Genomic DNA, 9,136 nt, shown 5'->3' with positions numbered 1-9,136 from the left:
GGCGCCCATCGCCACCCCCACGTCGGCGGCGGCCAGGGCGGGGGCGTCGTTGACCCCGTCGCCGGCCATCGCCACCACGCGGCCCTCGGCGCGCAGCTTCTGCACCACCGCGGCCTTGTCCTGCGGCAGGACCTCCGCCTCCACCTCGTCGATGCCGAGTGTGCGGGCGACAGCCAGCGCGGTCGTCCGGTTGTCGCCGGTCATCATCACCAGGCGCACGCCCTCGGCCTGCAGCGCCCGCACCGCGTCCGGCGTGGTCGCCTTGATGGGATCGGCGATCGCCAGCACCGCCGCGGCCCGGCCGTCGATCGCCATGAAGATCGCGGTCGCCCCGCCGCCGCGCAGCGTCTCGGCCCCGGCGTCGAGGGCCGCGGTGTCGACGCCCTGCTCGGCCATGAACCTGCCCGAGCCCAGCGCCAGCCGGTGGCCGTCCACCAGACCCAGCACGCCCCGGCCGACCGGCGAGTCGAACTGCGCGGGCTCGGAAAGTGGCAGGCCCCGCTCGGTGGCCGCGCGGACGATCGCGTCGGCCAGCGGATGCTCGCTGCCGCGCTCGAGGCTGGCCGCCAGACGCAGGAGTTCGGCCTCGTCGAACCCCGGTGCGGGGTGGATCGCGGTCACCGCGGGCCGGCCCTAGGTCAGGGTGCCGGTCTTGTCCACGATCAGCGTGTCGACCTTCTCCAAGCGTTCCAGGGCCTCAGCGTTCTTGATCAGCACGCCGGCCTGAGCGCCCCGGCCGACCCCGACCATGATCGAGATCGGCGTCGCCAGCCCAAGCGCGCAGGGACAGGCGATGATCAGCACCGAGACGGCGGCCACCAAGGCGTAGGCGAAGCGCGGCTCGGGACCGACCAGACCCCAGACGGCCGCCGCTATGAGCGCAACGGCAATGACCGCCGGCACGAACCAGCCGGAGACCTGGTCGGCCAGCCGCTGGATCGGCGCCCGGCTGCGCTGGGCCTGCGCCACCATCTGCACGATCTGCGAGAGCAGGGTGTCGGCCCCGACCTTCTCGGCGCGCATGACGAAGGAGCCGGTCTTGTTGATCGAACCGGCGATCACCGGGTCGCCCGCTTCCTTGGTCACCGGCATGGACTCGCCGGTGACCAGTGACTCGTCGATGGAGACCCGGCCGTCGAGGATCACCCCGTCGACGGGAATCTTCTCCCCCGGCCGCACGCGCAGCCGGTCGCCGACATGCACCTGGTCAAGGGTGACCTCTTCGTCGGTCCCGTCGTCGCGCACCCGCCGCGCGGTCTTCGGCGCCAGATTGAGCAAGGCCTTGATCGCACCGGACGTCTGCTCACGCGCTCGCAGCTCAAGCACCTGGCCCAACAGGACCAGGACGGTGATGACCGCGGCCGCCTCGAAGTAGACCGGGGGCAGTCCAGCCTCGCCCCGAAGCGCGGCCGGGAAGAGTCCCGGCGCGAGCATGGCCACAACGCTGTAGGCGTAGGCGACCCCGACCCCCATGGCGATGAGGGTGAACATATTGAGGTTGCGCGTCCTGAGCGAGGCCCAGCCGCGTTGGAAGAACGGCCAGCCCGCCCAGAGCACCACAGGCGTCGCCAGCGCGAACTGGGCCCAGGCGGAGGTTGCGGGCGAGACCATGAGGGCATGGCCGAGCAGGTGTCCGGCCATCTCCAGCCCAAACACCGGCAAGGTGAGCACCAGCCCGATCCAGAACCGGCGGCGCATGTCCGCATACTCGGGGTTTGGCCCGCTATCGGCCGTGATCGTCTCCGGCTCCAGCGCCATGCCGCAGATCGGGCAGGAGCCCGGTCCCTCCTGCCGGATCTGCGGGTGCATGGGACAGGTGTAGATCGTGCCCTCCGGCGCCGGCGCCACGGTCTGGGGGTGCAGGTAGCGGTCGGGATCGGCCGTGAACTTGGTCCGACAGCCGGCCGAGCAGAAGTGATAGGCCGTGCCCGCGTGTTCGGCGTGATGAGCGGTCTTGGCGGGATCGACGGTCATTCCACACACCGGATCGATCACCGTCATGCCGGTCCCAACCTTACCAGGCTGCTGGCCGTGGTCTCGAGGGTCAGGATGAAAGTGCTGGCCGGCTGCATAGCTCATCGGTGGGCCTCCAGGGCCGGTATAGACTGGCCGCGCCCGGGCGACACGGTGAGGCGCGGGTAGGGCTGGCTGCCATAGCTACCCGGATCGAAGAGCCGCACCCTAAAGGCGCCTTGGCCCGCAATTGGTTGCGGCGTCGAACTTCGCTGTCTGAGCCAACGTGAGCGCGCTTGAAAGGGGACTCGGGGCCGACTTTACCTTCCTGACGGCGTCCAGCTGGGCGGTGAGCATCGATTGGTGGGGATCGAGGCGCTCTAGAAGGGAGCCCGCCTGTCCCATCATTGCACCGTGGTCTGAGCGCGGCATCGGCATGCCCCTTTGCGTCGCGGTTCCGGAATACATTGGCATGTCTTCCGCTATCTCCGAACCCTGCATCATGCCCATGCCTTTCCCCATAGCTTGGGTTGCATCCGCGAAAGCGTTCCACCGGGGGAGTTGCGCAGGCGCGAGGACGAGATCGTCCTGCAAGGCGGTCAGTCTTTCAGCTGGCATAGCCGCACACGACATCGCGTCCACGTGCATCAACCGATGGCGCCGCCATCCTTAACGGTGACGCCGATGCCGGCGGCGGTCAGGCTCGGTTGAAATTCGAGTTCGACTTCGATGTCCGAGCGAAGGGCGAGGTCATTGGACATGATGGTTCCAGCGTTTGGCGCTCAACCGCGCCAAGCCAGAGTCCCAGAAGCCCCGCACCGGGGCTTTGATCTGGCGCATACGCCGGTCGGGAGGCTCAGATACGGAAGGCGACGCCGAAAACCGAACCGATGCCGGCCGTCGTCGCCATGGCCAAGGCCCCCCAAACAGTAACCCGCACCATGGCTCTGCCCATCGTCGCTCCGCCCGCCTTCGCGCCCAGCGCGCCCAGTGCCGCCAGCAACAGCAGGCACGACCCTGCTACCGTCGCGGACAACACGCTCCTCGGCGACACGACTACCATCAGCAGCGGAAGGACCGCCCCAACGAAGAAAGACGCGGCGGACGCGAGCGCCGCCTGCAGCGGGCGCGCCTTCGTTGCGTCGGAAATCCCGAGTTCCTCCTTGGCGTGGGCCGCCAGGGCATCCTTGGCCATCAGTTGTTCGGCTACCTGGCTCGCGAGCTCAACGGAGACGCCGCGCGCGACATATAACGCGGCGAGTTCAGCGCGCTCGGCCGCTTCATTGCCAGCAAGCTCGCGCTTCTCTCTTGCGAGGTCTGCCGCTTCCGTGTCGGATTGTGAGCTCACCGAGACGTACTCGCCCGCCGCCATGGCCATCGCCCCGGCGACCAACCCCGCGACTCCTGAGAGCAAGATGCTGCTCTGACTCGTAGACGCAGCCGCCACCCCGAGGATCAAGCTTCCTGTGGAGAGCACCCCATCGTTCGCGCCCAGCACTGCCGCTCTGAGCCAGCCTATTCGGGCAATCAGGTGCTTCTCGGTGTGGGGTTGCGCTCGCTTCAAGTCACCCTCCGCTCGAGCTGGTTCCCGCAGTGCAGGTCTCCGGCCCGTTGATCTGGAGATCAGGACCGGGGCGGCGCCGATTGCCCGGCGCTATTGGGTCAGTAGCGAGAGCGCCTGACGGTTCTTGACTTGGAGGCTGCGCAACCCAGCGAACTCGACGACCGCATTCAGCTGCAGCTGGGTTAACATCCGCGACACCGTCTCGATCGTCAGTCCAAGGTAGTCCGCCATGTCTTGCCGACCCATGGGCAACTCCACGCACTCATAGTGCGAGCGATCGGCGATGTTCATCAGCAGGCTCGCCACCTTTTCGCAGGCCGTCTTTCGGCCGAGCATAAGCACATGCTCGTGCGCGCGCTCAAGTTCGCGACGCGCAGCGCCGCCTAAGAGTTGTTCCAGCATGCCGCCGCTTGCCTCGTGCCCGACCGAGCGCTTCACGACCAGCACGACCGTGTCGGCTAGGGCCTCGGCGGAGAATACATGCTCCCGGCCCGGCTCCATGCCGAACACCTCGCCTTGGTAGTAGAAGTCACCGACCTGGCGCCGGCCGTCGTTCATTAGTCGGCTCGTTCGCACCGCCCCGCTGACCACCTGATAGATTAGGTCCGCGACCTCCTCCTGGCCGTAGATCTCGTCATCTCGCGCGAAGGAAATGCGCGTCCCGATCCGCGCCATGAGGTCTTGTTCCTCACGCTGGCGGACGTCCGAGGGCGGCCGCGGCCTGCCGCAGCGGGCACGTATCGGCGTCGCGGGCATTGGGCGTTCCTTGAGGATTGCGGAGCATTCCGGTCGGATGTCTCCGCGAATGCGGGCGACACGCTCCTAACGCGCGGGACGCCTCTAGGTGACCGAATTCGTTGTGAGAGCGGTTGATCCAAGTCAATGCTGCCTGATGATCGGATTCTAGGTTGCCCTTGGGCGGTCAAATCGACGGACCACCCGATCGGTTTGCAGCGGGCCCTCAGCCGGCGCATCCGCGGAGCGCCAAGATGACCTACAAGACCCTTCTTGTTCACGTAGAACCAACCGGGGATTCAGACCTGCGGCTTCGAATCGCCGTCGATCTGGCGCGCCAGATCGACGCGACGCTGATCGGCGTTGGAGGTAGTGAGCCGCTCCATCTCGACAATCCCATGCTGAGCACCGATTACATCGACGCAACGCTCGCGCAGATTCTCGCGGACCTGGAGACGGAAAATCTGGCAGCAGCTGAGGCGCGCTTTCGGGACGCCACGAAGTCCATGGGAGCCAAGGCCACCTGGTGCTCCGTGCGGGACTATCCTGACCGGGCCCTGCAGCACCTTGCCGCGGGCGCGGACCTCATCGTGGCCAGCGCCCGCCGGGGCCTGAAGGCTTCCACGGCCGCCGCCGCCGATCTCGTCCTGCGCGCTGGAATCCCGATCCTCACCATTCCGCCGGATTTGCCTGCCATCCGCACCAAAAGCATCGTCGTTGCCTGGAAGAACACGCGGGAGGCGCGTCGCGCCGTATCCGATGCTCTACCCTTTCTGATCGCTGCTGACGAGGTCACCGTCGTCCACGTGTGCCCTGCCGATCAGATGGGCGAAGTGCACAGTGGTCTGTCGGATGTCGTCAGCCGGCTGGAGCGGCATGGTGTAAAGGCGAGGCCAAAGACCTTAGAAGGCCGGGCCGACGAGGGCTTCCCCGTTCTCACGACCTTTGCCGAGGCGCAGCGAGCAGACCTGATCGTTGCTGGGGCCTACGGGCATTCGCGGCTAGGGGAATGGTTGCTCGGCGGTGTCACGCACAACCTTTTGGAACATTCACTACGGCCAGTGCTCTTCAGCCATTGACGGCCGAACCGACGGCAACCTGGGCGGCCTCTTCGCGGTCTCTCCATGGACGCGGGCGCCTAGCGACACGCAGCCTGGACGTTAGCGGTGACGCGGCCGAACAACGACAGAAGACCGAAGAGCTGATCGAGGTCTTGCATCGCGCCAACCGCTAGCGACCCCTGCGGTCAAACCGAGTTACGATCGATCTGAGAGGCTGAACCTCGCCAAGTCGCGCCCCCAGCTCGTCGCTCGGCTCACCAAGCCCGTCGCTGCCTGAATCAATCGGTTCGTAGGGGCTTGCTGCGCACTGCCGGGCTTAACGTGTCACGTCCGCTGCGGACGCCAAGATGACGCTGGCGTCATCTATTTGACAAGCCGCCGTTTGAGAGGGATATCCCGAGGCCACGGTCGAGGTTTCCGCCGTCCCCACATCCGGAAGAGAGTTCGACAATGCGCCGCGCAACGACCGTCACCGCGCTTGGGCTCACGCTGGCAGCCTCGCTCGGCCTCGTCGCGGCCGCCAAGGCTCCGACGCCATCCGTGGCCGCGGCGACCGCCCCGAACCAGGTCGACAACTTCCGCCTGGTGACTGCGACCGGCCACTCCGAAGACCTGTATCGCTATCATGACGCCAAGGCCGTGGTGCTGGTGATGCACGCGGTAGGCAGCCCAGAAATCCGTCGCATCGCCCCGGCCCTGCAATCCTTGATGACCGCCTCTTCGTCCAAGGGTGTGCCGGTAATGCTGATCAATTCCAGCGGCACGGACAGCCGCCAGGCGGTGTTGGTTGAGGCGAAGACGCTGGGCCTGACCTTGCCGGTGCTGATGGACGACAACCTGCTGGTCGGCGAGCAGCTCGGCGCGATGCGGGTCTCCGAGGTCTTCGTGATCGATCCCAGGTCCTGGAAAGTAGCCTATCGCGGCCCGTTGAACGACAGCGCCAATCGCCCGCTGGCGGCCGACGCCGTGGACGCGCTGATCGCCGGCAAGCCGGTGGCCGTGGCGTCCGGCATCGCCACCGGCGCGGTGATCAACTTCCCCCACCGCGGCGCGGCTGCGAAGGCGGCCGCCGGGAAGATCTCCTACGCCAAGGCCATCGTGCCAATCCTGGAGCAGAAGTGCGTGGCCTGTCACCAGGAGGGCGGCATCGCGCCGTTCGCCATGAACGGCTACGCCATGGTCAAGGGGTTCGCCCCGATGATCCGCGAGGCCATCCGCACCGATCGCATGCCGCCATGGGACGTCGACCCGAAGGTGGGCCACTTCAAGAACGACAAGAGCCTGACGCCGAACGAGATCAAGACCCTGGTCCACTGGATCGAGGCTGGCGCGCCGCGTGGCGACGGGCCCGACCGCCTGGCCACCACGAAGCGCGTGGCTCCGGAATGGCCGCTCGGCAAGCCGGACCTGGTCGTCGAGATTCCCGCCTACAAGGTCCCGGCCAGCGGGATCGTCGACTACCAGTATCCGGTGATGGCCAACCCGCTGACGCAGGGCCGCTGGCTGAAGGCCTCGACCGCGCGGGTGAACCAGCGCCAGGCCGTGCACCACATCCTGTCGGGCTATATTCCGCCCGGAAAGGACCAACTGGGCGGCATGGCCAACTGGGGCGGCAGCGTCGGCGGCTATACCGTGGGTATGGAAAGCATCGTCCAGCCCAAGGGCATCGGGTCCTACGTCCCCGGCGGCGGTTCGATTGGCTACCAGATGCACTACACGCCGTTCGGCAAGGAAGTGCTCTCGACCCAGCAGATCGGACTGTACTTCTACAAGCCTGGCGAGACGCCGAAATTGATGATGCGCGAAAACACTATCGTGGACATGTTCATCAAGATCCCGCCCAACGCCGAGGCGCACGAGGAGGTCTCCTACCTGGACTTCCCGCACGCCGCCTTGCTGTATTCGGCCGTGGTTCACGCCCACTACCGCGGCACCTACTCGGACCTGAAGATCCGCTATCCGAACGGCGCCGAGAAGCAATTGCTCAACGTGCCGCGCTACGACTTCAACTGGCAGCGGATGTACGAGTTCGCCGAACCCATCAAGGTGCCGGCGGGGTCGAAACTGATCGCCACCTACATCTATGACAACTCCAAGCGGAACCCGGCGAACCCGGATCCGAGCAAGGAAGTCGTGTGGGGCGACCAGTCATTCGAGGAGATGTTCTTCACCCAGCTCCGCTATCGCTGGGTCGACGAGACCGCCGCCAAGCAGACCACCTACGACGACCAGATGATGAAGACCCGGCTGATCGGGATGATGGACTCCAATTTCGACAGCAAGCTCCAGGTCACCGAACTGAAGGGCGATCTGGGCAACGCCATCCGGCCCCGGTTCGGCCTCGCCGACGCCAACAAGGACGGCGGGATCGACGCCAAGGAATTCGAGCCGATCATGAAGATGATGGGCGGCGGGATGCGCCGCGCCAGGCCGCCGGCCGAGAAGGTCGCCTCGAACTAGGCGTCGGTCAGCGCCGGGGTTGGCGCTTCGACCAGATTGCCAGCTCTTCTCCGAATATGCTCGTTTGGGGCAGCCGGAGGGATGGTGACCTCCGGCGACGAGCGAACCAGCGAACGGATCGTAGGTCCCTCTCTGACCGGCCATCTCGCCGCCTAAAGCCTAGTCCTTACCGACCGGTGCGTTTGAGCTGACAGATGCCTCATCGATCGTGCCCGGCTCGTCCGCCTCGGCGCAGGCTTCCTGCATCAGCAGCACGTGCCCCTCGGCGCAGTTCTCGGCGCCCGAATGGGGCTGATCGTCGGCCAGAAGCTCAGTCTCGATAACTGCACTCTCGGTCAGGGTGCGGTGCACCGGGCAGCGATCCGCGATCCCCAGTAGCCGGACGCGCTGCGTCTCATCGAGTTGGCCCTGGAAGGCGATCTTGCGCACGAACCGGTCCGGCACCTTCGCCGTCTTGGCCGTATGACCGACCTCGACCACCACCCGCTCCAGCGGCCATGACTTGCGCTCGGCGTAGAGTCGGCAGGTCATGGCCGTGCAGGCCCCCAGACCGGCGCTCAGCAGATCATAGGGGGTCGGGCCCGAGTTCAGACCGCCGACGTCGACCGGCTCGTCGGCGAGGAAGGTGACCGCGGGGGTGACCACCCGCACCTGGAATTTCCCGACCCCGGTCTCCTCGACCCGGATGCCCTGCACCGGCGCCTCGACCGGCGTCGCCGCCGGTTCGATGGCGACATCAATATACCGGCTGGCCCAGGCTGCGACGACCGTCGCCGCATAGTTGGAATCGGCCTTGCGGGTCAGTAGATGGTTGGCATGGTCCAGCGAGACGAAGCTCTTGGGGTGTCGCGCCGTCTGGAAGATGCCTGCCGCATTGTCGATCGAAACGACCTCGTCGACCGGCGAATGCAGCACCAGCAGGGCGCGGCCCAGATCGGCGATCCGCGTCTTCTGGTTCTGGCCACAGATGTCGCGCACGAAGTCGGCCCCCAGTTCGAAGTCGCGGCCGCCGATTGAGACTGGCAGGCGCTGGCCGGCGGGCGCGTTTTTCAGCGCCGGGTCGATGTGGGTCAGCACATGTTCGGCGTCAAACGGCGCCCCGATCACGGCCACGGCCTTGACCATTGCCAGATCGCCGGCCGCCGCCAGCACGGCGGCTCCACCGAAGCTGTGCCCGACCAGGAGTTGCGGCGGCATCCCCTGGTCCGACATGGCCCGGGCAGCGCAAATCACATCCTGGATGTCGCCCGACAGGCCTTTGCCGAACGCGCCCTCGCTCTCGCCAAGGCCAGTGAAGTCGAAGCGCAGCACGCCCACGCCCAGATCGGCCAGCGCCCGGCTGAGACGGATGGCCGCCAGCGAG

Annotated in this window: 6 protein-coding genes and 1 pseudogene; 2 read left to right on the top strand and 5 right to left on the bottom strand. The window is 66.5% G+C overall.

Annotation, left to right across the window (positions count from 1 at the left end; genetic code table 11):
• The 4 genes and pseudogenes from ACLL81_RS11445 to ACLL81_RS11430 form a co-directional block, all read right to left on the bottom strand.
• Positions 1–2,079, bottom strand: a pseudogene (locus tag ACLL81_RS11445) (heavy metal translocating P-type ATPase); the annotation flags it as partial.
• A 102-nt stretch (positions 2,080–2,181) separates the two neighbouring features.
• Complete coding sequence (locus ACLL81_RS11440; protein ID WP_411288470.1) at positions 2,182–2,571, bottom strand: Spy/CpxP family protein refolding chaperone; 390 nt, start codon at positions 2,569–2,571, stop codon at positions 2,182–2,184.
• A 238-nt stretch (positions 2,572–2,809) separates the two neighbouring features.
• On the bottom strand, positions 2,810–3,517 hold the full coding sequence (locus ACLL81_RS11435) for a VIT1/CCC1 transporter family protein (protein WP_411288469.1): 708 nt from the start codon (positions 3,515–3,517) through the stop codon (positions 2,810–2,812).
• A 90-nt stretch (positions 3,518–3,607) separates the two neighbouring features.
• Positions 3,608–4,192 (bottom strand): helix-turn-helix domain-containing protein, encoded by a 585-nt coding sequence (locus tag ACLL81_RS11430; protein ID WP_411288468.1) that lies wholly within the window; start codon positions 4,190–4,192, stop codon positions 3,608–3,610.
• Between the two features lie 314 nt (positions 4,193–4,506).
• Between ACLL81_RS11430 and ACLL81_RS11425 the strand changes: the two genes are divergently transcribed.
• Both ACLL81_RS11425 and ACLL81_RS11420 read left to right on the top strand, forming a co-directional pair.
• Entirely contained in the window at positions 4,507–5,331 is an 825-nt protein-coding gene (locus ACLL81_RS11425; RefSeq protein WP_411288467.1) for a universal stress protein, read from the top strand.
• A 432-nt stretch (positions 5,332–5,763) separates the two neighbouring features.
• Complete coding sequence (locus tag ACLL81_RS11420; RefSeq protein ID WP_411288466.1) at positions 5,764–7,773, top strand: redoxin domain-containing protein; 2,010 nt, start codon at positions 5,764–5,766, stop codon at positions 7,771–7,773.
• Between the two features lie 159 nt (positions 7,774–7,932).
• Here the strand turns inward: ACLL81_RS11420 and ACLL81_RS11415 are convergent.
• Positions 7,933–9,136 (bottom strand): alpha/beta fold hydrolase (locus ACLL81_RS11415; protein WP_411288465.1); only part of this gene is annotated, 1,204 nt, incomplete at its 5' end.

The organism is Phenylobacterium sp. (assembly GCF_046590535.1).
GTDB lineage: Bacteria > Pseudomonadota > Alphaproteobacteria > Caulobacterales > Caulobacteraceae > Phenylobacterium.
Note: the sequence above shows the minus strand (reverse complement) of the source record. Positions and strands in the feature narration are given on the sequence as shown.